At 51.1% G+C, this 24888-nt stretch carries 19 protein-coding genes; 9 read left to right on the top strand and 10 right to left on the bottom strand.

Annotated elements, in window-relative coordinates; all coding sequences use genetic code 11:
• The first annotated feature begins 15 nt into the window (after window positions 1-15).
• Window positions 16-1488 carry a gluconokinase gene (locus ACYVIY_RS11070; protein ID WP_460976406.1) on the top strand — a complete coding sequence of 491 codons (1473 nt, stop codon included), beginning with the start codon at window positions 16-18 and terminating at the stop codon, window positions 1486-1488.
• A 119-nt stretch (window positions 1489-1607) separates the two neighbouring features.
• Here ACYVIY_RS11070 and ACYVIY_RS11065 read toward each other — a convergent pair whose 3' ends face one another.
• The 3 genes from ACYVIY_RS11065 to aat all read right to left on the bottom strand — a co-directional run bounded on the left by ACYVIY_RS11065 (window position 1608) and on the right by aat (window position 4608).
• On the bottom strand, window positions 1608-2858 hold the full coding sequence (locus ACYVIY_RS11065) for a glutamate-5-semialdehyde dehydrogenase (protein ID WP_460976405.1): 1251 nt from the start codon (window positions 2856-2858) through the stop codon (window positions 1608-1610).
• A gap of 2 nt (window positions 2859-2860) precedes the next feature.
• Entirely contained in the window at window positions 2861-3892 is a 1032-nt protein-coding gene (proB, locus tag ACYVIY_RS11060; RefSeq protein ID WP_460976404.1) for a glutamate 5-kinase, read from the bottom strand.
• Window positions 3893-3978: 86 nt separating this feature from the next.
• Window positions 3979-4608: a leucyl/phenylalanyl-tRNA--protein transferase gene (gene aat, locus ACYVIY_RS11055; protein WP_460976403.1), complete on the bottom strand. Its 630-nt coding sequence runs from the start codon at window positions 4606-4608 to the stop codon at window positions 3979-3981.
• Between the two features lie 211 nt (window positions 4609-4819).
• Between aat and ACYVIY_RS11050 the strand changes: the two genes are divergently transcribed.
• The 5 genes from ACYVIY_RS11050 to ACYVIY_RS11030 all read left to right on the top strand — a co-directional run bounded on the left by ACYVIY_RS11050 (window position 4820) and on the right by ACYVIY_RS11030 (window position 12241).
• Entirely contained in the window at window positions 4820-6844 is a 2025-nt protein-coding gene (locus ACYVIY_RS11050; RefSeq protein WP_460976402.1) for a transglutaminase domain-containing protein, read from the top strand.
• A gap of 18 nt (window positions 6845-6862) precedes the next feature.
• Window positions 6863-8770: a DUF3857 domain-containing transglutaminase family protein gene (locus ACYVIY_RS11045; RefSeq protein ID WP_460976401.1), complete on the top strand. Its 1908-nt coding sequence runs from the start codon at window positions 6863-6865 to the stop codon at window positions 8768-8770.
• A gap of 55 nt (window positions 8771-8825) precedes the next feature.
• Complete coding sequence (locus ACYVIY_RS11040; RefSeq protein WP_460976400.1) at window positions 8826-9443, top strand: hypothetical protein; 618 nt, start codon at window positions 8826-8828, stop codon at window positions 9441-9443.
• 127 nt (window positions 9444-9570) lie between these two features.
• A complete protein-coding gene (locus ACYVIY_RS11035; protein WP_460976399.1) occupies window positions 9571-10599 on the top strand; it encodes a DUF6807 domain-containing protein in 1029 nt (342 codons plus the stop codon).
• A gap of 88 nt (window positions 10600-10687) precedes the next feature.
• Entirely contained in the window at window positions 10688-12241 is a 1554-nt protein-coding gene (locus tag ACYVIY_RS11030) for a hypothetical protein (RefSeq protein ID WP_460976398.1), read from the top strand.
• Between the two features lie 72 nt (window positions 12242-12313).
• Here the strand turns inward: ACYVIY_RS11030 and ACYVIY_RS11025 are convergent, their stop codons facing one another.
• Window positions 12314-12709 (bottom strand): hypothetical protein, encoded by a 396-nt coding sequence (locus ACYVIY_RS11025; RefSeq protein ID WP_460976397.1) that lies wholly within the window; start codon window positions 12707-12709, stop codon window positions 12314-12316.
• Window positions 12710-13064: 355 nt separating this feature from the next.
• Between ACYVIY_RS11025 and ACYVIY_RS11020 the strand changes: the two genes are divergently transcribed.
• Window positions 13065-13757 carry a type 1 glutamine amidotransferase domain-containing protein gene (locus ACYVIY_RS11020; RefSeq protein ID WP_460976396.1) on the top strand — a complete coding sequence of 231 codons (693 nt, stop codon included), beginning with the start codon at window positions 13065-13067 and terminating at the stop codon, window positions 13755-13757.
• A 31-nt stretch (window positions 13758-13788) separates the two neighbouring features.
• On the opposite strand, the gene rfbC is transcribed toward ACYVIY_RS11020, so the two are convergent.
• On the bottom strand, window positions 13789-14334 hold the full coding sequence (rfbC, locus tag ACYVIY_RS11015; protein WP_460976395.1) for a dTDP-4-dehydrorhamnose 3,5-epimerase: 546 nt from the start codon (window positions 14332-14334) through the stop codon (window positions 13789-13791).
• 111 nt (window positions 14335-14445) lie between these two features.
• Here rfbC and pyrF point away from each other — a divergent pair, with 111 nt between their 5' ends.
• Complete coding sequence (pyrF, locus tag ACYVIY_RS11010) at window positions 14446-15273, top strand: orotidine-5'-phosphate decarboxylase (protein ID WP_460976394.1); 828 nt, start codon at window positions 14446-14448, stop codon at window positions 15271-15273.
• A gap of 92 nt (window positions 15274-15365) precedes the next feature.
• Window positions 15366-16658, top strand: a complete 1293-nt coding sequence (locus tag ACYVIY_RS11005; protein ID WP_460976393.1) for a DUF2851 family protein — start codon at window positions 15366-15368, stop codon at window positions 16656-16658.
• 58 nt (window positions 16659-16716) lie between these two features.
• Here the strand turns inward: ACYVIY_RS11005 and ACYVIY_RS11000 are convergent, their stop codons facing one another.
• The 5 genes from ACYVIY_RS11000 to ACYVIY_RS10980 form a co-directional block, all read right to left on the bottom strand.
• Window positions 16717-18042, bottom strand: a complete 1326-nt coding sequence (locus tag ACYVIY_RS11000; RefSeq protein ID WP_460976392.1) for a Gfo/Idh/MocA family protein — start codon at window positions 18040-18042, stop codon at window positions 16717-16719.
• An 86-nt stretch (window positions 18043-18128) separates the two neighbouring features.
• Window positions 18129-18872 (bottom strand): 3-keto-disaccharide hydrolase, encoded by a 744-nt coding sequence (locus tag ACYVIY_RS10995; protein ID WP_460976391.1) that lies wholly within the window; start codon window positions 18870-18872, stop codon window positions 18129-18131.
• 51 nt (window positions 18873-18923) lie between these two features.
• Window positions 18924-19850, bottom strand: coding sequence for a sugar phosphate isomerase/epimerase family protein (locus tag ACYVIY_RS10990; RefSeq protein ID WP_460976390.1), 927 nt, complete (start codon window positions 19848-19850; stop codon window positions 18924-18926).
• A gap of 162 nt (window positions 19851-20012) precedes the next feature.
• On the bottom strand, window positions 20013-21710 hold the full coding sequence (locus ACYVIY_RS10985) for a RagB/SusD family nutrient uptake outer membrane protein (RefSeq protein WP_460976389.1): 1698 nt from the start codon (window positions 21708-21710) through the stop codon (window positions 20013-20015).
• 43 nt (window positions 21711-21753) lie between these two features.
• The gene (locus ACYVIY_RS10980) at window positions 21754-24864 is read right to left on the bottom strand and encodes a SusC/RagA family TonB-linked outer membrane protein (RefSeq protein WP_460976388.1); all 3111 of its coding nucleotides are present in this window, start codon (window positions 24862-24864) and stop codon (window positions 21754-21756) included.
• Window positions 24865-24888 lie beyond the last annotated feature (24 nt).

Here is a 24888-nt window from a genome sequence, read left to right as displayed (position 1 = left end):
TCTTTGCTACACGCTATGGATTGCTTCGTTGGCGTCGATGTCGGCACCACCAACGTGAAGGCGCTCGCTATGCCTTCCGACTTAAGTCAGATCGTGGCTCATGCCTCCGCTCCGGTAACCACGCTGAATCCCGAACCGGGTTATGCCGAACAGGACCCCGATGAAATTTGGTCGGCGTTTGTGCAGGTGATGGCCGAAGTGAGTCGGGAAGTGACCGAAAGCGGTAACGTGATTACCCACATCGCCTTCAGCACAGCTATGCACAGTCTGCTGGCTATGGATGCCAACGGGAAGGCGCTCGGTCATGCCATTCTTTGGTCTGACAATCGTGCCGAAGCCCAGGCTACCGCCTTACGTACCACGCAGGCCGAGCTGGGCAATCAGATTTACGGGCAAACCGGTACGCCTATTCACCCCATGATTCCGCTTTGTAAGCTGGCGTGGATGCGGGAAAATGATCCCCGGCTGTTACGTCGAACGGCGCGCTTTGGGTCTATCAAGGAGTTTCTGTGGCACAAATTAACCGGCGTCTTTGAAGTGGATTACTCCATCGCGACGGCAACGGGTCTTTTCGATGCGAACGTTCGGCAGTGGAGTCCGCTGGCTATGGACTACGCGGGTGTACGACCCGATCAGTTGTCGACACTTGTGCCAACGACTCACCAGCGGGTTTATCAACCCCGACCCGACGCTGCCGGTACCGGCATTAACGCAGGTGTGACCTTGCTCATTGGGGCATCGGATGGCTGTCTGGCTAATCTGGGTGCCGGAGCGATCAAGCCCGGCGTTGCTACGCTGACCATTGGTACCAGCGGTGCCATTCGGCAAACCGTGCGAAAACCACTACGGGATGAACAGGGGCGGCTGTTTTGTTACATAATGGACGATAACCATTACGTAGTTGGTGGCCCGACCAACAATGGCGGAAATGTGCTGGAATGGGTATCCGAAAAGTTGACGAAGCAGGAAGCGCAGGCCGTGCTTGCCGAAGCCGAAACGATTGCACCCGGCTCGGAGGGGTTACTGTTTCTGCCGTATCTACAGGGCGAAAGGGCTCCACTCTGGGATGCTTCGGCCAGGGGCGCTTACCTGAATGTCGATTGGCTGCATACGCAGGCTCACTTTGCCCGAGCCGCGCTTGAAGGCGTTTTGTTTAATTTGTTAAGCATCAATGAGCTCTTAACGAAACATACCGGTCCGGCTCGCGTGATTCATGCAAACGGTGGCTTCGCGCAGTCGACGTTTTGGGTGCAGATGCTGGCTGATATGGCCGGTATACCTGTGAGGCTCAACGCCAGTAATGAAAGCGGGTCGATGGGCGCGATTCTGCTGACGATGAAAGCGACCGGATTAGTTAAGTCGCTCGATGAAGCCGCCGAGCGCGTAACGTTTGGCGAAACCTTTGAACCCGATGCCGCCCGCACCAAAATATATCAGGCTACGTTCAGACGTTGGCAGCAGGCTGTGCAAGCGACAGTACGTTCGTAATAGCTATGTAAAATACAGGCTAGCTAAGCCGTTCGGAAAGAGTTGCTTACAAACGACTAAAAACATATCGCTTCCATGATCAGTAGTCGCATCACCTTTGACAAACGAACGTTACGTTACTACCAGCGTACCTGACCGTCGCCGACAACGATCCACTTTTCAGTAACCAGCTTTTCGAGCGCAAACGGGCCGCGCGCGTGTAGTTTTTGGGTTGAGATACCGATTTCAGCCCCGAGGCCAAACACACCCCCATCCGTAAAGCGCGTTGATGCGTTGGCGTACACAGCCGCGGCATCAACTTCACGGAGGAATTTGTCAATGACTGGTTGGTACTGAGACACAATAGCCTCTGAGTGCCGCGATGAATACGCCTGAATATGCGAAAGGGCTTCGTCCAGGTTTGCGACAACTTTGACCGCACATTTATAATCTAGAAACTCTCGGCCAAAGTCTTCGGCCCGAGCCGCCTGGAGCTTATCGTAACCTGCTTTGTTTAAGATTTCGTATGCTGGTTCGTCGGCGAATACCTCCACGTTCCATTTCGTGAAATCCTCGATCAGTTTTGGTAAAAATTGATCGGCCACCCCCTCGTCGACAAGCACGCAGTCGAGCGAGTTACAAACCGACGGCCGCGATACTTTGGCGTTTACGACAATAGCCGCAGCTTTGTCCAGATCAGCCGATGCTTCTACGTACGTATGGCAAACGCCGGCACCCGTTTCGATGGTGGGAACCAGTGAATTTTTGCGGACAAACTGAATCAGCGACTCTGAACCGCGCGGGATAATAATATCAACGTAGCGGGTGGCCGTCAGCAACTCGTTCACGACGGCACGGTCGGGGGGCAGCAACGTAACGGCTGCTTTCGGTACGTCGAATTCAGCTAAAACATCCTGAATCAGGCCGACTAAGTAACGATTCGAAAAATCCGCTTCTTTGCCGCCCTTCAACACACAGGCATTGCCCGACCGTAAGCAAAGCGAAGCTACGTCTACCGTTACGTTCGGACGCGCTTCGTAAATGACCCCAACGACACCGAGGGGAACGGTAATTTTCCGGAGTTGTAGTCCCTGCTCAATAATACGTTCAACCACAACCTCTCCGGCCGGGTCAGGGAGCACGGCCACATCACGCAAACTCTTTGCCAGATCCGTTACCCGTGCTTCGGTCAACTTCAGCCGATCATATTTCGGATCATCGGTCGGCATACGGTCGAGGTCTTTTTGGTTCTCGGCCACAATCTGGGCGCTTTTAGCCGTCAATACGTCGGCAAGGCGGTTGAGCAGCTCAGTTTTTGTGGCCGGACTAAGACGCCGGACAGCGGCTGCTGCCTGTTGAGTGGCCTGAAGGAGAGGAGTAATGGGTGTCATACCTACAAAAGTACAATATCATTGGCATTGGCTACCTCAATATTCTGCTGATTAAGTTGTTGAGTGAGCGCTTCTGACGAAATGCGGGCGCGGGCTACGGCTACGGCTTCATCGCGCTCATCCCAGATTTCAACCATCTCACCGGCGGCAAAGTCGCCCAGAATGGCGCGGATACCCACCGCCAGTAAACTTCTTCTTTGTTGTAAAGCCCGAACGGCTCCGGCATCGACCTGCACCCGCCCAACAACTAAGCTGCCACTCGCCAGCCAGCGATTTCGGGCTGAGAGCGACGTTTCAGACGGTGTAAAGTTTGTGCCGGTTTCGCCACGTAAGGCCTGCCTGAGGCTATCAGGTTCATTCAATCCAAAAATGACGACCCGAATTCCCATCCGCGTGGCCAGCTTGGCAAACGTAAGTTTGGAAGCCATGCCGCCTAATCCCAACGACGATTTGTCGGTGCGGACTACGCCAAACACTTCTTCGTTGAACTGCACTACCTGCCGGATAATCTGTCCGTTGGCATCTAACAAACCACCTACTGATGTACACAGCATTAGGGCTTCGGCCCCGAAGCCGACCGCAATAAGCGTAGCCAGTTCGTCGTTGTCCGAAAATTTCAGCTCGCGGCTACTGACGACGTCATTTTCGTTCGCAATCGGAATAATGTTATTATCCCAAAGCTCTTCGTAGGTCTGTTTAAGTTGAAGAAACTGGTCGCGGTGGGCAAAGTGATGGCGTTCGCATAAGCTCTGCGCAATGGAAATGCCGTAGATCGAAAAGAAACGGGAATACTGATTCAGTAGAATAAGGTTACCAATCGCGGCTGCGGCCTTACGCTGGGTAATGTCGCCCCGGTAATCCTGAATGAGGGATTTACCCGCACCAACTGCCCCAGATGAAACCAGGACAATGCGGTATTGAGCATGCAAAGCGGCTACCTGACGGGCAATGTCCACCATGACGGGTTCGTTTGGTTCGCCAGTGGGTTTGGTGATGGACGCTGTGCCGAATTTAATGACAAGAACGGGTTTCAAGGCTGTTTGAGTGTTTGACCGTTGATCGGGTTAGTGAATCTGCAACCGCGTCGCAAACATACAAACCAGCCAACAACCAAACCCAATTAATCCCCGGCATGGTTCTTAAACAGGTGCTCCAGTACGTTCTCGGTAAATCGCGCTTTCTGACGGAGGCTTGTTTTCAACTGCCGCAGGTAATCCGCTTTTGGAATTTCGATGGCCCCGTATCGTCGGACATTATCGTTGATAAACTGCGTGTCGAGTAGGGTAAACTGTTGCTCCCGCAGAATTAGGATCAGATAGTGAAAGGCAACTTTCGACGCATTACTGACTTGATGGAACATGGATTCACCGAAGAAAACGGCTCCGAGCGCCACGCCGTATAAACCACCGACTAAACGGTTGTCCATATACGTTTCAACGCTATGTGCAAGGCCCAATCGGTGCAATTCGGTATAAGCTTCAATAATTTCATCTGAAATCCAGACGCTATCGTCTTCCGACCGCGGCAAGGCGCACTGTCTCATCACCTGCTCGAAATCGGTGTTTACCCGGATCTCAAACGCATTGCGATTCAGAACAGGACGAAGTGATTTGGCCGGTTTATACGTATCAATCGGAATAATCGCCCGTGGGTCGGGAGCGTACCAATACAGCGTACCGTCGGCATCGGCCATCGGAAAGATACCGTTGATGTACCCGTAAATCAGGTCGTCGGCGGTCAGCTTGTTCATGAAACGTTGGATGTGTCTACGGGCCAAAGATAAACAAATAGTTGACCGCTGGTAGACCCCCGGTTTTGGAGCTTACCAACTACGTAGTGAACAACTTGTCAACCAGGTCTGAATTTAGAACTAGAGACAGCCTGCTTATTTTTATTTTTAAATATGTTGTGGGTGACATATCTTGCTGGTCTTTTTCATCGCTATAATTTACCCACCACACATGTTAACGTCTCGTCTTGAGAGATGCCTGTTTGCGCAGGTATTCGTGTTTCTACTCGTATGCCAAACGGGCGCATTTGGCCAGAAAAAAGAGGATCCGGCACCATCCGTAAAATTTGGTAAAATCTCCCCCGATCAATTCCTTAATCGACACAAAGATTCCACGGCAGAGGCTGTAGTACTATATGATGTTGGGCAGGTGAGTTTTGAAGAGAGCAGTAACGAATTATGGCAGGTGTTCACCCACCACATCCGAATAAAAATCCTTAAAAAATCGGCCTACGATCGGGCTACTATTCAGTTACCTATACGCCGGGGCGTGTCCGGGCAGCACGAGTACGTTTCCGACTTTGAAGGGTTTACCTACAACCTTAATAGTGGAGACGTATCGATCAACGCATTCGACAAAAAGGGTCATTTTACCGAAAAGGCCTCCGATACGTATTCGATCGAAAAATACACGTTGCCTAATGTTCGGGAAGGGTCGATCATCGAGTACAAATACCAGGTTCATACGCCGTTTAGCATTGGGTACAACCCCCGAACATGGCGGTTCCAGCAAAGCATACCCGTAAACTGGAGTGAGTATCGAATTACGATTCCTGATTATTTTTTCTATAAAATCATGCAGGGTGGCTATCTGAGTCTGGCCATCAACGAGCACAAACCAGCCAATGTACGTTTGATTACGGGGCAGCCCGACGTAGGGGCTGTAGCCTACCGATTTGCGGTGAAAGATGCGCCCGCCTTTCGCGACGAGGCATACATCACGACCGACGACGATTATCTGTCGAAGATTGATTTTGAACTGGCCAGTTATCAGTTGCCGGGCGGTATGATCAAAAACTTTTCGGTTAGCTGGGAGGCCCTGGATAAAACCTTGCTTGATCATCCGGATTTTGGTGGCCAGATCAAACGAACAGGTTTTCTGCGTGAAACTGCCAAAACGCTGCTTAGTCAGCACAGTGATACGTTGGCGCGCATTACGGCCGCTTACGATTTTGTCCGTCAGCGAATTAAATGGAACGATCAATCATCCGTGTGGTCGACCAGCATCAAGAAGGTATTCGATGACCGGAAAGGCGACGCGGCCGACATCAATCTGCTGCTGATCGCGCTGCTGCGTGAAATGGATATTGAAGTGCATCCGGTTATTCTGAGTACGCGGGATCATGGACGTATTTCTGAAGACTACGCCTTGCTCCGGCGATTCAATTATGTTGTCGCCAGCGTACCAGTCGGGGGGAAAGATATGCTGCTCGACGCGACCGATGCCTATATAAAGCCAGGTATGTTGCCGGTGCATTGCCTCAACGGAACCGGTCGGCTGATTCATCCGACTCAGGCGCGGTTCGTGTCCCTAGCTCCCTTTGAGCGCGATATCGAAGCATACACGGCCCAATTTACCCTCGACGCTGAGGGCGAAGTAGCCGGTACAATCACCCATTCGCATGCTGGTTACAGCGCCTGGAACGCCCGCAAAGAGATAGCCGTTGGTGGGAAGGTAAAATATTTGGAAGAAGCGCGTAAAAAGCGCGCAAGCTGGCAGATCGAAAACGCTGATTTTTTTAGTGAAAATGCCCAAAACAATACGTTTACGGCCACCTATACGCTGGCTATTCCAGAAGCCTGTACTCGCGCGGGCGATCGCCTGTACTTCCGGCCGCTACTGACCGAAGCACACGGTAGCAATACGTTCAAAGAAGCGCAGCGACTCTATCCGGTTGATTTCGGAGTGCTGATCGACGAGACGTTTACGGCCGTTTACACCTTACCGGAAGGGTATCAGATCGAAGAGCTCCCCAAGCCCGTCAATATGAGCCTGCCCGACAATGCTGGTCGGTTTATTTACAGCCTGACGCCCATGAATGGCAATCAGGTTCAGATTATCAGCCGCGTATCGCTTCGCAAAACGATGTACTTCGCGGATGAATACCCAGCCCTGCGGGAGTTTTTCAACCAGATCATTGCGAAGCATGCCGAGCAGGTTGTCTTGAAGCGCGGAACCTTAGCCCAGAAGAACTGATTTGTTCCCACCTAATTTATGAGAAAGTTTTGGCTGTTCGCGCTGCTTTTGAATCAGGCAGCGCTGGCACAAATTGATTACAAAGCTTCGACGCTATCGACTGCTTTGAAAGAGAATGCCTATGCCGTCGTCCGGCTGCACGAAACAACCTTTGCCGTAAAATCACTGGGCGAAGCAACTCGTCGGGTTCACAGCATCGTAACCGTGTTGAATGAACAAGGGGATGGCCACGCTACGTTGGTGGAAGGGTACGATAAATTATCGAAGATAACCAACATCGAAGGGGCGCTGTACGATGCCGATGGTAAGCTGATTAAAAAACTGAAAAAAGCCGACATTGAGGATTACAGTACGTATACGGACAACAATCTGTTCGACGACAATCGCTACAAAGCCGCCAGGTTCCCTAAACAACCGACTTATCCGTACACGGTTGAATTTGTGGTAGAATCCACGGAGCGTAATTTAATGTTTTACCCGACCTGGGTACCCCAAAACAAGGAACATCTGGCTATTGAGCAGGCTACGTTCATCGTTACCATGCCACCCCGTCTGGCGTTACGTTATAAAGAAGTAAACCTGCCCGTCGCCGGAACATCGGTAACGGCTGCTGACGGAAGTAAGTCGTACACCTGGCGGCTGACTAATCACGTAGCGGTTGAGTTTGAACCCTTGTCACCACCCGCCCATGAGCAATTGCCTATGGTCTACACAGCCCCGAGCGATTTTGAAGTCCAAAATTACAAAGGCAAACTAACAAGCTGGACGGATCTGGGGCAGTTCTATTTTACCCTAAACGAAGGCCGTGATCAGATTCCCGACGCGTTACGTCAGCAGGTACAGGAACTGACAAAAAACGAAGTGAGCACGGCGGGTAAAGTGCAGAAAATCTATCAATTCCTGCAAAGCCAGACTCGTTACGTTAGCGTTCAGTTGGGTATTGGTGGGTGGCAAACCATTGAAGCCGAGAAAGTAGCCGCCAGCAAATACGGCGATTGTAAGGCCTTGACTAACTATACCAAAGCGCTGCTGAAAGCCGTTGGTGTACCAGCTTATCCCGCCCTGGTTCTAGCCGGTGAAGATGAAGCTGATGCGCTGGTCGATTTCCCAAGCTTCCAGTTTAATCACGTCATTTTGTGCGTACCCGACGGACGAGATACTACGTTTCTGGAGTGTACCAGTGGGCATAGTCCGGCTGGCTACGTCGGGGACTTCACCGGAAGTCGTCATGCGCTCCTTATTTTACCTCAGGGGAGTCGATTAATAAAAACCCCGAGTTACAGTGCCGCCAATAATCTTCAGCAGCGTCGTATTTCGGTTGTCGTTACCGAAGCGGGCGATGCAGCCGCCGATGTGCGGGCGCGTTATACCGGTTTGCAGCACGACAGGTATGCCAGTATGCTTCAGTTAAACCACGATGACCAACGTAGCTGGCTGCTTAAACGGATTGCCATTCCTGCGTTTGAGCTAACGACCTTTGCGCATAACCAGCAGAACACGCTTACACCGGTTGTTAACGAAGCCTTAACGCTATCGGTACGTCGTTGGGCTACCGCCAGTGGTAAGCGCCTATTTTTGCCGTTAAATCTAATGTCGTCTCTTGCTGCTACAACGCCTTCTGTGCAGTCACGAAAGGCACCACTCGTGCTGGGCCCAAATTACGAGTTCGACGACAGCGATACGGTTGTTTATCAGTTGCCTAAAGGGTATTCAGCCGAATATTTGCTGCAACCGCTGCAAATCGATTCGAAGTTTGGCCAATACACCGCTCAGGTAACGGTTGCTGGTGACCGCGTTACGTATATCCGGCGGGTAATCATGCACCAGGGGCGCTTTCCAGCTTCTGCCTATTCAGAGTGGTTTGATTTCCGGAAAAAGGTGGCCAAAGCCGATCGGGCGCAGATGGTGTTTGTGAAGAAGGATTAAACCAAACACTTTGACCCCTGTCGAACGTTTATCATCTAAACGAGTTGAATCAACTATGAAGAAAGGACTTATTTTTATGCTGGTGGCTATGCCATTTTTGTTTAGCCGCTGTAGCGTGAATCAGCAATTATCGCAGGCGAAAGCCCTGGGCGATTGTCGCTATACAATTGCCTCGGCCGATAGCGTGTTTCTGGCCGGTACCGATATCCGCGAGTTTCGCAAAATAGAGGATCTGAATCCGGCGCGGTACCCGCGGATAGCCGCGGGGTTACTGACACGTAACGTACCGCTGGACGCCCGGATCAATCTGGATATTACAAACCCGACCAACAAGCTGGCGGGGATCAACCAGTTGGAATACAAGGTGATATTGGCAGGTCAGGAATTGTTCAATGGATTCCTGAATCAACGCATCGAAGTGCAGCCCGGTGGCGGCCGAACCCGCGTGCCCGTGCGGCTGAGCGCAAATGCGTTTCAATTACTGACCGATCCCAAAACGCGGGATGCCTTTTCGCAGCTCGTACAGAATCTGTCGGGGGCGGCAAATACAAAACCCTCTAAGCTGACGATTCGAATAAAACCGACGCTGGCGTTGGGTAATAAGGCCGTTAATTACCCCGGTTATATCACCATCGACCAGGAAGTGACCAACAAAATCCTGTTAGGCAATTAGCCAACTGCATCTTTTGACTTGGCTAACAGTAGCAAACAGATAGCCCTGACTTTTTTAAGCCGGGGCTTTTTTGTGCCCCAAAACCGAATCGATTGTCATTCAGCTTTTCCGCTAACTCTATACCGCAATGCGTCCACTCGTTTTTTCTCTTCTATTCGCTACGTCGGCTCTATCGGCGCAGGCACAATCTAATCAAGTTCAAGTTACTCATAACCAGGCGCAGAAACGCGTCGACGTAACGGTAGATGGCAAACCGTTTACCGCCTACATTTATCCGGGTCCATCCGTACTCAAGAAGCCGGTGCTGTACCCAATCGTATCGGCGGGGGGGAACTTCATTACGCGGGGCTGGCCAATGGACCCTCGTCCTGGTGAGCGTGTTGACCATCCGCACCACGTTGGCATGTGGTTTAACTATGGTGACGTAAACGGCCACGATTTCTGGAACAACTCAACCGACATTGGCCCTGAGCATAAAGGACCATTTGGAACGATAGTGCATACGGGCGTGAAGTCATTGAAGAGTGGCAAGGACCAGGGCGAACTGATTGTTACCGCCGATTGGCTTGACAAGGATGGCAAGGTGATGGTGCAGGAAACAACCACGTTTCAGTTCAAAGCGACCGCAACCGACCGCACAATCGACCGGGTGACGGTATTGAAAGCAGCCGACAAAGACGTAGTATTCAAAGACAACAAAGAAGGCATGATCGCGCTGCGGCTGGCCCGTCAGCTCGAACAACCCTCTACTAAACCCGAAGTATTCACCGATGCACAGGGCGTAGCTACTAAAGTCCCCGTACTCGACAATGCCGGGGTAACGGGCATGTACCAAAGCAGTGAAGGGGTAAAAGGGGATGCGGTTTGGGGAACGCGTGGTCAGTGGGTGAAGTTAACCGGTACCGTTGGGGGCGAAGCACTGTCGGTTGTCTTGATGGATCATCCGCAGAATGTAGGGTATCCTACGTACTGGCACGCCAGAGGATACGGCTTGTTTGCCGCTAACCCACTCGGCCCGTCCGTCTTCACCAACGGCAAAGCACCGGCTATGAACTACGCACTTCCAGCCGGTAAGTCTGTTACGTTCCGGTACCGATTGCTCGTTCGCTCGGGCGATTTGCCAGATTCTAAAGTTAATGAATTGGCAAGGCAGTAACACGAATTATTGTGATAGGCGATTTCGGTTCATTTGGCATATTATTTGTAACTCGCCCTGACTGGTGCCCAAAATGTACTGGTCTTGTATGCCCTACTTACCGATTTCCTGTTCCCTGCATCGATACGCTGCTCGTGTTGTGGCCTGCCTTCTGCTTGCCCACTCCGCATTTGCTCAACCAAGAGGAGCAGCTCCTCGCCAGCTTTATACGCCTTCAACTACCAGGCAAAGGGTGGCGTTAACTGGTTTACAGACCATTGAAAACGATAAAATTCGCGTAGGGGTCGATACCCGGTATGGGGGTGCCCTGACGTACCTGGCCTTTAAGGATAGTCATAATGGTCAGGTACGTACTGAGAACATGGTCAATAACCCGGACCTTGGCCGTCAGGTACAGATTGCTCTGTATAGTGGACCGACCGATTATTCGAAAAACGGAGCACCCGCCTGGACCGGTCTTGGCTGGAACCCGATCCAGGCGGGCGATACGTATAACAATCCGTCGGAAGTAGTAGCGATACAGAAAGAAAGTAACCTGTTGTACGTTAAAACGATTCCCAAGCAGTTCGGGATCAATAACGAACCCGGTGAAGCAACCATTGAACACTGGTTACGGCTGGAAGGCAACGTAGTGAAAGTGCACGCGAAAGTCGTAATGTTCCGTTCCGACAAAAACCAGTACGAAGCCCGCCAGCAGGAAATGCCGTGCGCATACCTGAACGGTGATTACCACAATATGTGGTATTACAGAGGTGGTCGGCCTTTCACGAACGATAATCTGGATCTGGTACGTCCCCCAACCAGTTTTAGCGATGTTTTGCCCACCGAGCCCTGGATGGCTTCTACCAATGACTACGGGTATGGCGTTGGGATGTATGTGCCCAATAATTACGATTGGAAAAAAGGATATTTTGGTTCCGATCTGGCTGGTAACGAGTTTAGTTTCGATGCATCGTACATAGGTGCAACCAATTACCTGGTACTCGATCATAACCTGGTCCATGAATGGGATTATGAACTCATTGTGGGTAACCTGACCGAGATCAGAAATTACATATACTCGCGGCCCCGTCCATTGCCTGGGCCTAACTACCGATTTGATACGTCAAGAAAGGGGTGGTATTATTACAAAACCCAGGATACGGGCTGGCCAATCAACGGAAAGCTGCATATCATTCTCAACGACAGCAGAAACAATCAGATCAAATCGCCTTTCGCCTTCTGGAAAGGGCGCGAGAACCCCAAAATCTACCTGAGAGCCGCTTTTCAGACGCAGCACAATAGGTTTCGACTGAACTGGCGAAGAGCCGAAGATGTAACCTTATATGGTACCGGTGACCGATACGTTGACTTCCCCATCATAAACGACGGGCAGTTCCATACGTATGAGATCGATTTAAGCAAAAACGAAAACTGGCTGAGCCACAACATCGGCCAGCTTATATTCAGACCTGTTTTTGAAGGCCCCTCAATTAACGGATGGGCTGAGTTCGAATGGATTGCGACAAGCGCGGCAGGCCCTATTGATCAGGTGGTGGAGCCGGGACCCGGCGATCCGGTGGTTGAGGTTCCGTGCGAACCGGGTTGCGCTCCGGTGCGTTCGCAAAGGCTACGCTACGTAGTTGGTAATCGAAAGGGGTAAATAATTATACGGTATCATAAAAAAAGGCTTCGGAAGAGATTTCTGAAGCCTTTTTTGTGAGTGATAGGTTGGTTAGTTCAGGTGAACCAGCGCGGATCGGTACACGCGCCCTTCGAGCGATTCGATCCAGGCCCGAAGCGTACTGTTCTCGTCCGAAGCCCGGTTTAGCTCAGTGTCAATCTGGCGCAGTAGAAAGAAGAGTTGGTGTACGTGCAGCCACTGCTGATGAAGGCGATCAGGATCCTGACTGGTCTGTGCAAGCCGTCGGGCCTCCTGAGTGAGTTGACGCAGGCTCATTTTAAGGTGATACCGAAGCATCATTAACCGGCTGGCCATGGGTAACTCCGTAGGGTTACGTTCCATATGAGAAATACTTTTGGCCAGCATGTTATTACGTTGCTGTAATTGGTCGGATACAATCATCCAGGCATGTTCAGCCCGAAGTGACTCATAGGTGATGGTTTTCATGGCGATCAGTACTGTACGGTTAATGAACAAATATAAAAAAACAGTCAGTAAATTGATTGCTGTTTCCCGATTTGAGGAAATTTTTATCTGCCTTATTGCTCTTAAACCAATTATTAGATAGGAATAGTGCAAACAAGGTTTAATGGACACTTTGAAATAATATTACTGGGTAAAGGGAGTGGTTTTTCGCCTGGCTATGTTCCAATTCACTACTATGTCAGTATCTCAATTAGATTCGTTTCTTTATCAGGCTACAGGTCGTCGACCGCTCACTGATGCGGTGTAGACTGAACGCCGTAGTTTGAAGTTTATCGGTAAACTGCGAACTTCAAACCGCTAATCGCCAAACTGAACTATGGATCCTACCTACCGCGCCCTTATCGTTTGTACGAACCACACCGATTACCCGACTAAATCGCATAAAACCGGATTGTGGTTGAGTGAAGCTACTCACTTCTACGATGAGTTGGCTGATCGTAACTTACCGTACGATATTGCCAGCCCCAAGGGCGGGCCAGTACCCATCGATGAAAAAAGCTTCGACCGACGCGATACGATTAATGAGAAGTGGTATAACGACCCGACGTTCCGTTCCAAACTGGATCATTCGCTCCGTCTGGATGAGGTCAATCCCGCCAATTATCAAATCATTTATTTCACGGGAGGCCACGGTACCATGTGGGACTTTCCGAATAATCCTGTATTGCAAAGCATTACGCGGCACATTTACGAGAACGGCGGCATGGTTGCGGCCGTTTGCCATGGGGTAAGTGGGCTGCTGAACGTAAAGCTTTCGGATGGCTCGCCGTTGATTGATAATCGGCAGGTGACGGGCTTCTCAAACATTGAAGAAAAACTCGTTCGGCTTGATGAAGAGGTGCCTTTTTTGCTTGAAGACGCGCTTAAGCAAAAGAATGCTCTGTACAGCAAAAGCCTGATTCCCTTCCTGCCTTACATTGAAGTCGACGAACGGCTCGTTACGGGCCAGAATCCGCTTTCGGCGCGAAAGGTAGGCCGCAAGGTGATGGAAGAAATGTATGAAAAATGAAAAACGGGCCTGAGCCCGTTTTTAGGTATTGCTAGACGATAACGTGGGGGAATACGTCCCGCAAATACTTAAGTTCCTGATCTTTGTCGGAGACAATTGGATCGCTTACGCCCCAGTTGATATTTAAATCCGGATCATCCCAGCGGATACCGGACTCAGCCGCTTTGTTATATACGTTCGTGCATTTATAGCTAAAGATACTGTCTTCCAAAGCAACAAATCCGTGGGCAAACCCTTCCGGAATGTAAGCCATATTGGCAAGTTTAGCGTCCAGCAGGAACGTTTCGTACTGACCAAACGTAGGCGAGTCGACCCGAAGGTCAACGGCGATGTCTAACACCTGACCGCTGACAACACGCACTAATTTACCCTGCGCAAACGGTTCGTTCTGCATGTGCAAACCACGTAGCACGCCTTTCACCGAAAACGACTGGTTATCCTGGACAAACTCCATTGGCAGGCCGAGTGATGCGAAAAGAGGCTTATTGTACGACTCGAAGAAATAGCCCCGTTCATCTTCAAACACGCGTGGAATCAATTCAATGAGGCCTTCGATGGGCGTTTGCCGAACTTGCATAAGAAGTTTTTTAGGTAAAAATAGTTGGTCTCGTCGGCAAATTTATGAAACTGAAACCGGAGTTCGTACTTTTGACCGGGACCAATTTAGCTTAAGGCTCTGTGCGTTGGCATGAAGTATTCGCAGTTAAGAGATTTAATTTTCCGGAAACAATCCTATCTCTGTGTCGGTCTGGATACCGATCTCCGCAAGTTACCCCGGCATTTACTGAGCGAACCAGACCCAGTTTTTGCTTTTAATAAAGCCATCATTGATGCTACCGCCGAGTTTGCTGTAGCCTATAAACCGAACATTGCGTTTTACGAAGCGCAGGGGCCGCGTGGGTGGGAAAGTCTTCAGAAGACAATGGAATACATTCCTTCCGACTGCTTTACGATTGCGGACGCCAAGCGGGGCGATATCGGTAATACGTCCGGTTTATACGCCCGTACGTTTTTTGACCCGTCGGCGGCCGGACTGAACTTCGATTCGATCACCGTGGCGCCTTACATGGGTCATGATTCGGTAACGCCGTTTCTGGAATACGAGGAAAAATGGGTAATTCTTTTGGCATTGACCTCTAATCCAGGAAGCGCAGACTTTCAGCGCCAGCCGGTAGGAGAACAGGAACTATTCGAGATTGTTATTCAAACGGCTCAGACCTGGGCAGACGCTGATCGATTGATGTTTGTCGTCGGGGCGACGCGGGCCGACGAATTGAGCCGAATCCGGGAGATTGCGCCCGACAATTTTTTGCTGGTTCCGGGAGTAGGAGCGCAGGGCGGTAACCTGGCTGAAGTTTCGCAACGAGGGCTGACGGCAAACGGTGGCCTGCTGGTAAATGCGTCGAGAAGTATTCTGTACGCTTCCAGTGGCGAAGACTTTGCTGAGCGGGCACGGGAAGAAGCGCAGGTACTTCAACAGGAAATGGCCGGTTATTTGAAGGCGTTTACGGCCTAAATCAACATTTTTTGTATATTAGACCGCACCTTTAGTATACTCACGCTTGGAGAACTGGATTGATAGACACCACGTACAAACCGTTCTTCACCGTGCCCGAAGCCTTTCTTTATTTTCTGTGGCAGTACCAGTATTTTGATAAAATCAGCCTGACCACTACCGACGGCGATTCCATACAGGTACTGCATCCTGGTTTTCGCAATCGCGATGCCGGACCCGACTTTACGAATGCCCGCCTGCTGATTGGCGACGTTGACTGGGTCGGCACGGTTGAAATGCACACCAGAACGTCGGATTGGCTGGCGCATCGCCATCAGCACGATCGGGCCTACGACAACGTCATTCTGCACGTCGTTTGGGAAGATGATCGCCCGGTAAATGGTCGTCGTGTGGACCGGGCGAATGGTACGCCCCTGCCAACGCTTGAGCTTCGTCTACGAACGCAGCCTTCCTACATAGATCGCTATCTGGCATTGCAGGAGTCGCCCGATACTATTCCATGCGCGGGTCAGTTTCGATCAGTACAGCCGTTACGTCTTACGTCGATGCTTGATAAGGCTATGCTTCAGCGGATGGAGCGCAAGGCCTCGGCTGTTCAAACTTTATTCGAGCAGACCGGTAGTGATTGGGAAGAAACCGCCTACCGACTGCTGGCCGTAAATATGGGTTTCAAAATTAATGCTGAGCCGATGGCCCAGCTAAGTCGGGCGGTACCCCTAAAAGCCATTCTGAAACATCGGGACGTACTGCTCCAGGCTGAAGCCATGCTGTTTGGGACGGCGGGTTTGTTAAATGTTGAAGAACCCGATACGTACGTAGCGACCCTGCAACGCGAATACCGGTTTCTGGCGGTTAAATACAACCTGGGCGATAAAGAGGTGGCGGGCCATAGCTGGAAGTGGGGGCGGCTTCGACCCGCTAATTTTCCTACGTTGCGCTTAGCACAGTTTGCGCGACTGGTAACGAAGCACGCCAGCTTATTTTCTTTGTTCGTTGGCTCAGCTGATGCAGAGATACTGCTCAAATCCTTGCAGGTAACCCCATCGACGTATTGGGAGTCGCATTACCGCTTTGGGAAAAGCACAGAGAAAGGAGCTCCGGCCCTGGGATTAACTTCTGCCGAAAATATAGTGATTAACACCGTAGTGCCTTTACTGGCTGCTTACGCCCATCATCGTGGTCAGCCTGCCTACGTAGACCGGGCCATCGCGTTATTAGAACAATTGCCCGCTGAGAAAAACCACTTGACTGAAGGTTGGGACAAGCTTGGTTTAGGCATCCATACGGCTTTCGACTCGCAGGCGTCGATCGAATTGTACAACGAGTTTTGTTCGCTTAAAAAGTGCCTGAGCTGTCAAATAGGTGCTGGTCTGCTAAAGGGCTAAGTAAAACGGGTGAGCCAATGCATTGGCTCACCCGTTTTACTTAAACTGGCCAGATCAACTAGCTCATGATGACGTCTTGTTTGGTAGCGTCCCAGGTAACCCGTTTGCCCGTATGCAGCGCCATAGTTGCCATGATGTTAGCTACCGAGTGGTTGAAGCCGACGCGAGCCGGAGCATTTGGCTCTTTACGACTACGTACACACTCCATCCAGTTCAGCATGTGCAGCGAAGTCATGGGGTCGCCACCGGTGTTGGCCGATGTTTCTACTTTGGCCGCCTGACCGAGCGCCATCGCTGGCAGGAGATTAGCCTCCATATTCATTTCTTTGGCATACCGGGCTTCAAGACCACCATCGGGTGAAATCTTGTTGGTATCCAGATTGATCATGCCGCCATTGGAGTAATAATATTCTTTTACGCCACCAGCTTCGTTGTTCATCCGTGATGAATAGAGCACCTGAAAACCTTTGGTTTTATCGTTGTCCGGACCGTAATCAAATACCGCCGTAAAGGTATCCGCATTGGTACGTCCGTCTTTCCAACTGTAGATGCCACCGTTGGCAACAACGCTGCGTGGGTGGTCCAAACCGCTGAACCAGTGGACCGTATCAATCTGGTGCGACATCCACTGACCAGGAATACCCGATGAATAGGGATAGAATAATCGGAACTCAAGGTATTTCCGTGGGTCCCAGGCTACTTTAGGCCGGTTGAGTTGGTACCGATCCCAGTCGGTGTCCTCCTTTCTGATCTCGGATACTAATTTAGCGCGACGCCAGCGACCCGGCTGGTTTACGTTCCAGGTCATTTCAACCATGGTAATGTCGCCGAATTTGCCGGACCGAATAAATTCGTTCGCTGCGTGGTAGTTCGGTGCCGACCGACGCTGCGAACCAATCTGTACGATTTTTTTACTGGCCTCTACCGCCTTCAAGGCTTTACGGGCATCGTCGAGCGATTCGGCAAAGGGTTTTTCGCAGTAAACATCCCGGCCCGACTCAACTGCTGCTGCACAATGCAGGGCGTGCTGGAAGTCGGCAGTTGAAATGATGACCGCATCGACATCTTTGCGGTCGAAGAGTTCGTCGTTATTACGGGCCTTGAAAAACGAACTGTCGATTAGTCCTTTGCCTTTTAGGTACTGCTCCGCTTCTTCGCGACGGCGATTCCAGATGTCGGATACGCCAACGAAGGTAAAGTTCTGGCCTTTGGCATGTTCGGCAAAGGCCGGGACCAGCGATTGCCGGAAGCGGTCTGAGAAGCCAACAACACCAACCCGAACCCGTTCGTTCGAACCGATGATCCGTGCATAGCTACTGGCCGAGAAACTCATACCGAGCCCCGCCAAAGCCGACTTCTTTATAAACTCACGACGATTTTCCATGTGATTCAGGACGTTAAAGGTTGAATGCTAGCTCTTTGATAAAGACAGTGGCCGAGGAAGTTTACCGTTTCTTGCGACGCGTCTTATCAAAGAGTTTTGATTTTAATATTTCGGAACGATACTTTATTGCCGTGATCCTGCAACAGGATGTGGCCTTTAGACGCTTCGCCAAACCGGCCGTTTGCGTTGTACTCCGGCGCTTTGTATTTGCTCATGGCTACCAACTCCCGGAACTGCTCACTGCCCCGCTCATACTCCACGACTTTGCTGCCATTGAGCCAGTGCTCTACGTGCTTTCCCTTTGAGACAACGCGCCCCGTGTTCCACTCTCCGATGGGGTTGGCTTTTTTGTCTTTGGCCGGAATCAAGTCGTAAAGTGAACCGACCGTACGGTTGCCGTTTCGGCCCATTTTAGCGTCCGGATGCTTAGCATCGTCCAGGACCTGAAATTCCAGGCCGAAAGCCGAGCCTTTGGGTTTGGGCGATTGTTCCACCACAAAATACTTAAGGCCGCTATTGGCACCTTCGGTCAGTTTGAAATCGAATACTAAATCGAAATCGCCGTATTCTCCATCGGTAACAATATCGCCGAAACTCTGCGATTCCGACCCGTCGGACTGCTGAATCGTCAGCGCACCCTCGTCGACAGTCCAGCCTTTGTCGGGAAACTTATCTTTGTAAGCCCCGCGCCAGCCGTTGGTGGTTTTGCCATCAAAGAGCAGTTTCCAGCCTTCTTTCTTTTCTTTATCCGTAAGGGTGTTCGGTGTTTGTGGCTTTTCAGCGGCCAGCAATGTCGTCAGAAGCAGACCGGTTAGAATCAGGTATTTCATACGTAATGAGCGAAGAATGAACGAGTGCGTTTTAAACGGCTCATTCACGAGTTATAACGGAAATTTAAGCGTTTGCGTGATGTATTCTTTGTTGATCTGCGCGCATTGAAGGGGCGTTTTATCTTTCTCCGGCACCCCATCTAGTTCAACGATGCCCCAGCCCGAAAATTTAATGTCTTCCAAGGCCTTGAAGACAGCAGGTACGTCTACGTTACCGCGACCAAGCTCTACAAATTTATAAGCTTTCGGATCTTCGGGCTTGTCGGGCCGTGGTGACATCGTATCTTTTAAATGCAGGGCGTGAATAACGTCTTTATACTGCTTGACCGCTTTTTCGGGCTGACCGCCACCTTGCCGATAATGGGCAATGTCCAGCAGTAGTTTGCAGTACTTTGGATTCATAGCCTGCACGATCATATCGACTTCTTCGGGTGTTTCGCCAAGCTGATGCATGTGATTGTGGTACGTAGCCTGAACGCCCATATCAGCCGTTTGCTTCCCAATTTCATTCATCACGGCGGCTAACCGCTTCAATTCCGCCGTGGTTGGGAGTCTATCTTTCTGCCGGAGATTGTTGGTCATCTGAAACGCTGAGCCGCCCAGTGCTTTTACGAAGCTGGCATGCGCTACGTGCATATCAACGGTACTTTGTTCTTTAGCCGGATCAATATCAACGTTGCCACTCGAAAACATAGCCAGCGATAACTTATGCTGATCGAGCAACGCTTTCAGCTCCGATGGTTTGGTCTTAAACGGAGCAAACGTATTGGCGCGAAGCTGTATGCCCCGGTAACCAAGCGAAGCTAAATCCGTGATAGCCTGCGTGTCGTTACCTCCCCACGTAATGGCCGAATAGGCAATTTTCAAGCCTTTAGGGATGGCTGCTCCGGCAAACAGCCGTTGTGTGCCCGCCAGTAGAGACAGGGCCGACAGGCTTGCTGTGGTGAGAAACTGTCGTCTGTTTACAGTCTCCTGCATAGGAAAGTCGAATAAGTGGCAAACGCGACTGCTGCGCTTACCGATGATAAAACAAAGTAATAGAGATACTAACTACGTAAAACAAGCCTCGTTGGCGGGAGTTCTACTTGTATTAAGCAGCAAAAGAGCCAATATTGCTATCAGCTCTTTTGCTGTTCGTATTTAGAATCCAGGATTCTGGGTGAACCCTGATTTCTCAGTTCGGTCAATCTGCGTCTGCGGAATGGGCCGAAGGTTATGCGTCTCTTTTACGTTAACAGCGCCATCCGGGTTGTATTTCTTTACCCGTTCCACCAATATTCCCCAGCGTTTAAGATCCATCCAGCGGGTTTGCTCACCGGCCAATTCGCGCGCGCGTTCTTCGTAGATCGTTTCCATCGTTACGTCGGCTGCTGCGAGTTCCATGGCCGCTTCTTTACCCGGCCAGGCCGCCCGCCGACGTACTGCGTTGAGAGCGGTAGTAGCTTCGGCCGTTTTACCCTGTTTGAGTTGCGCTTCGGCGAGAATCAGGTACGTTTCGGCTAACCGGAAGGCGATAAAATCGCGGCTGCCCTGTTCGTAAGTCAGGTCAGGACGAGTGGGATCCAGGAATTTTTGCAGCGTTGGGAATAAAGCGGCCGTATACGCACTCGGCACTAGAACCTGGTAGGGCTTAGCGGCCCGCTGCGCCACCGTCCATTCGACGCCTGGGATATAAATGGCTGTATCTCCCGCTTTCAAGGTCATCTTCGCCTTACTATTGTCGAACGAGGTGTTCAGATTCGCACCGGGGTTGTTGCTCAGCCATGTATCCTTGAACGTTTTCTTATAACGGGAGTCATTCACCCGATCTTTGAAAACGGTCTCAAGCAGGTACGAGGTTGGACGCAGCCGCTTAAAAGGCCGACCATTGGCGATGTCGCGTTTCATACCCGGCTGCACGTCGTACTGCATTCCAAAGTATAAGTGCAGCTTGTTGCCATCGCCGTTGTTCGTGTTTGCCGTATTAATATTGGTGAGCGGGTCTGTTGTGTACTGCACCGAAAAGACGACCTCGTCGTTGATTTCGCCACCACCCTGAGCAAATACGCTGGCAAAGTCTGGCAGCAGCTTCAGCGTATAGTTGTTGATTACGTTCTGCGCGTAGGTTGCGGCTTTGGCATAATCATCCGTGGCCTTGGCGGAGGACGTAGCTTTGGTCAGGTACACTTTAGCCAGCAGGTGTTCAGCGGCCGCTTTCGTAGCCCGTCCGTAGTCACTAGCACCCTGTGCGGCTGCTTTAACGGCGGGCAGGTCAGGAATAGCTGCTTCCAGGTCAGCCGTGATTTGTTTGTAGATATCGGCTTCGGATGCCCGGCTGGTTACTTTCGTGGGACCCAGCGTTTCTTTTAACCGCAGGTCAACGGGTCCGAACTGCTGCACCAGAATAAAGTAATAGTGTGCCCGCAGAAACTTCATCTCGGCAACCCGTAATTTCCGGATAGCCTCCGAAACGGTAGCCGCCGGAGCGCGTTCAATTACAGCATTGGTAGTGTTTATGCCTTTGTACAACTCTTCCCACATCTGCTGAACAATGTCGACGAAGCTGTTCATCTGGGTATCATAGAAGTGAAACCCTTTATAACTGCCGTCGGCACCAGCCTGGTAGATATCCGTGCCGTATTCGGTCATGGTCAGTCCGCGCTCCGAACCGTAAAAGTTACGTAACGACGAATAAGCCGCTTTACTGGCATCTTCAAAGCCTTTAGGCGTATTGATGTAATCGTTCCCGATCAGGGCGATTACTTTCTCATCCAGTACGTCCTTACAGGCCTGTCCACTCAACAAGAGAGCCGATAACGCCAGGATACGGAATGATTTTGGTGAAAAAAATGAGTTCATAGTTTATATGATTTTAAAACAGGGGACAAGCGTGTGCCCGTGTTTAGAATTTAACGTTTAAACCAAAGGTCGTAACCCGCGTAGCTGGTACAACACCATTGCTGACAACACCATCACTCGCGCTCGTTTCGGGGTCAACGCCGTTGTACTTCGACCGGTAGCTCGAAAAGATGAATGGCTGCTGAATGCTGGCGAACAAACGGAGCGACTGCATACGGAGTTTCGACGTAAAGCTTGCCGGGAACGTGTAACCAAAGTTAATATTCCGGACTTTTACGAACGTACCGTCGAAGTACAGAATAGCACCGTTATAGACGGGGAATTCCTGACTCGAGTTTGGCCGTGGGAACTCATTGGTTGGGTTATTAGGTGTCCAGTAATCGACTTTGATCTGCTGATACCGGCCCGCCAGTTGGTTGTTGTCCCGGTGGAAACCGCTCAGGATGGTTTGACCGACCCGCGCGTAGATAAAGAAGTTCAGGTCAAATCCTTTGTAGCTGAACCGGTTTGTAATCCCGCCACTCCAGGTCGGAATATCAGAGCCAAGGTACACGCGGTCGTCGGCCGTAATTTTGCCGTCGTTATTGGTGTCCTGTACTTTGATCTGGCCCACGGCGCTTTGGTAAGACTTAGCGGCATCGGCTTCATTCGTTTGCCAGATTCCTGCTTTCTTGTAATCGAAGAACGCGGTCAGGGGCTTGCCAATAAAGCGTTTGTTACCTACGTCGTCAACTGCGCCATTGAAGAGCGAGATAATGGCTTCGGTGTTTTTGGTGAACACAATGTCGGACGTCCATTTAAAACCGCTCTTCGTGTTCACGTTCACGGTCGATATACTGGCCTCGATTCCCTTGTTATTAGTTTCGCCGATGTTTTTGGTTACCGCGTTAAAACCAATTGATGTAGGCAGCAAATCTGAGAGCAGCAGGTCCGTCGTCCGGGTATTATACAGTTCAATAGAACCCGCTACCCGGCCCCGCCAGAGGCTAAAGTCAACACCGACGTTGGTCGTGGTCGAGGTTTCCCAACGCAGGTCAGGGTTTCCGATCGTTTCGGGGCGGTATCCATAAGCAGGTGTATTCCCAAATGCATACACGGTACGTCCCAGCAGTCCCTGGGTTTGGTACGGTGCTACGCCCTGGTTACCTACTGATCCATGACTGACCCGAAGTTTTAACAGATCAATCCAGGAAGACCCCTTCAGGAAATCTTCATTACTGATATTCCAGCCCAGCGCAACACCGGGGAAGTTACCGTATTTCGTGTTTTCCCCGAACCGGCTCGATCCATCCCGGCGCAACGTAGCCGTCAATAGGTATTTGTCTTTGTAATCGTAGTTGATCCGACCCATGAACGAGTTGATCGTCCATTGAACCAGCGCACTACCGACACCTAAGACCGAACTCGCGTTGCCTACGTTGTAGAACTGCTGTGATTCGGCCGGAACACCTTGTACTTGGATGGTATTGCCTTCGGAATTATCGCGCTGAATGGATTGCAGGGCTGTAATGCCAAGATTATGATCACCAAACTTCTTGTTATACGTCACGACGTTCTCCAGCGTATAATCGAAGTTGAACGTGCTGGTGTAAGAAGCTTGTGGATCGCCAAATTTCCGGGCATTCGTTTGTGAACCGATAAAGCGGCCAAACCGGTTGATGGTGAAATCTGGCCCGAAATTGACCCGGTATTTCAAGCCGTCGAGAATGTTTACCTCGGCATAAACACTGTTGAAGATCCGGTACTTTTTCCGCTCTTCTATCTGAGCGCCCGGTATAACTTCCGCGAGCGGATTGGTCAGCAACGCGTCATTCGTAGGCGAGAAAATCAGGTTCCCATTGTCGTCGTAAGGCCGTCCAAGCGGGTTTTGCTGAAGGGTGAAGTTATACGGGTTCAGCGACTCGCCATTGCGTAGGCTATACATCATGTAGGAGGAAACCCCTACTTTAAGTACCCGATTGATCTGGTGATCGATATTGGCACGTAGCGAGTAGCGGGTAAAGTCCAGGCCCGGCATGATCCCTTTATCCTGGAAATAACCGGCAGAGATGTAGAACTGGGTTTTCTCGCTGCCACCCTGAACGCCGATTGTGTGGTTCTGCTGGAAACCCTGCTTGAGAAGCAGCGACTGCCAATCCGTATTACGTCCGGCGGCTAAACCAGCCGCTACGTTGGGGTCACCACCCAGCACGGCTACTTTCGAGTCTGCATACGGGTCAGCCACTCCCGTCGGAACCGGATTGCCGTTGGCATCTTTGTAGTTATTTGTCGTCCGATACGCTTCCCGAACGAACTCGGCAAATTCGGAACCGCTGAACAGGTGTACTTTATCCAACGCGTCGGTAACGCCCACGTAGTTGTCGTACGTAATGGTTGTTTTACCGTTTGGATTCCCCCGTTTTGTTGTAACCAGCACAACCCCGTTGGCACCCCGTGCGCCATAAATGGCCGTTGCAGTCGCATCCTTCAGGATTTCCATCGAGGCCACGTCGTTCGGATTGATGTCTTCATACTCCCTCGCCAACGGAATACCATCCACTACGTAGAGCGGGTCGTTACCGGCATTAAACGAGCGACGTCCCCGAATCCGAATCGTTGGCACTGAACCCGGCCGGCTACCCGACTGCGCTACGTCTACCCCCGCTACCCGGCCCTGCATGGCCTGGCCAATGTTAGTAATGGGCTGTTCGGTAATCTGCTTGGGTGTAACGGACGAAATAGCGCCCGTTGTCTGGCTCTTCTTCTGCGAACCATACCCAATCACAACGACCTCGTTCAGCGACCGCGTATCGGTTGTCAGCGTGAGGTTCAGAGTAGACTTGTTACCCACAGTAATCTCCTGAGACACGAATCCCACAGCGGAGAAAACTAACTCGGCGTTGTTGGAAGGGACACTGATCCGATACTCGCCGTTAGCATCGGTAGTGGTGCCACGCGTAGTACCTTTGACGGCTACGCTGACGCCCGGCAGCGGCTGGTTGTCGTCGCCGGAGGATACTTTACCACTTACCAGGCGTTCCTGGGTGGGATTTTCGATGGTTGTCCAGTTCGGTTTAGGAGCGCTGAACACAGGTTGACCAAGCAGGGTTAACGCCGTTAGGCCAAGCAAAGACAGCCACGGTCGAGGTGGCGGTGAGGTAAACAGGTTATTCATTATAGGTACAGGTTTAAGAGATTA

The sequence above is a fragment of the Spirosoma knui genome, from assembly GCF_054780635.1.
Note: the sequence above shows the minus strand (reverse complement) of the source record. Positions and strands in the feature narration are given on the sequence as shown.